Source organism: Sphingobium xenophagum NBRC 107872 (assembly GCF_000367345.1).
Lineage (GTDB): Bacteria > Pseudomonadota > Alphaproteobacteria > Sphingomonadales > Sphingomonadaceae > Sphingobium > Sphingobium xenophagum.
Genome location: NZ_BARE01000009.1, coordinates 1 through 1,020, shown reverse-complemented (window position 1 = coordinate 1,020; position 1,020 = coordinate 1). Strand labels below are relative to the sequence as shown.

Below are 1,020 nucleotides of genomic sequence, written 5' to 3'. Positions count from 1 at the left end.
GGGGAGCCACAGAAGAAGCGGGATCCCGGCTTCCGCCGGGATGACGGAAGGGAAGGCAATCAGGCCGCTGCCAAAATCGCCGCCAGCCCCAGCAATGCCAAGCCCAAAATAGCAATTAACTTCCAGCCCACAGACAGGTCGCTCGTGAAGAAACCTGCGATAATGTCAATGAGTATGGACATCGCGCAACCTTATGCCCTTTTCGATCGCTGGCCAGTAGCAACGCCCCAAATCCTTGCCCTCCCCCCCCGGCCCCGCTAAGGCCCGCGCGTCATGACTCGCACCCTCACCTTCGCCATTCCCAAGGGCCGCATCCTCGATGAAGCGCTGCCCTTGCTCGCCAAAGCCGGTATCGAACCGGAGGCGGAATTTCATGACAAGAAGAGCCGGGCGCTCCGCTTCGCGACAAATCACGCCAATGTCTCGATCATCCGCGTGCGCGCGTTCGACGTCGCCACCTTCGTCGCCCATGGCGCGGCGCAGATCGGCATTGTCGGCTCCGACGTGGTCGAGGAATTCGACTATTCCGAACTCTACGCGCCGGTCGACCTCGACATCGGCCATTGCCGCCTGTCGGTCGCGCAGCCCGCAGACCTCGCCGATGAAGATGAAGCCGCGATCAGCCATGTCCGCGTCGCCACCAAATATCCGCACCTGACGCGCAAATATTATGAAGCGCGCGGGCTTCAGGCGGAATGCGTCAAGCTGAACGGTGCGATGGAACTGGCCCCCTCCCTCGGCCTGTCGCGTCGTATCGTCGATCTTGTCTCGTCGGGCGCGACGCTCAAGGCCAATGGCCTTGTCGAAACCGACATCATCATGCCCATTTCCGCCCGCCTGATCGTCAACCGCGCCGCCTTCAAGATGCGCTCGGCCGAACTCGCGCCAATGGTGGAGGCGTTTCGCAAGGCCGTGGGGGTCAAGGATGCGGCGTGAATCCTATTCAATCCTCCCCTGCAAGGGGAGGGGGACCGTTCGCGAAGCGAATGGTGGAGGGGTGTCGCCTTATCGTGAGGGCAA

General features: G+C 62.0%; 2 protein-coding genes. Both read left to right on the top strand.

Annotation, left to right across the window (positions count from 1 at the left end; genetic code table 11):
- A partial coding sequence (locus SX1_RS24640; protein WP_217996401.1) for a hypothetical protein occupies nucleotides 1-261 on the top strand: 261 nt, incomplete at its 5' end.
- 12 nt (nucleotides 262-273) lie between these two features.
- Entirely contained in the window at nucleotides 274-936 is a 663-nt protein-coding gene (gene hisG / locus SX1_RS05365) for an ATP phosphoribosyltransferase (protein WP_017184332.1), read from the top strand.
- The last annotated feature ends 84 nt before the right edge of the window (nucleotides 937-1,020 follow it).

Excerpts from the sequence above, each read along its gene's own strand:
- hisG (WP_017184332.1), top strand. The coding sequence starts at position 274 with ATGACTCGCACCCTCACCTTCGCCATTCCCAAGGGCCGCATCCTCGAT.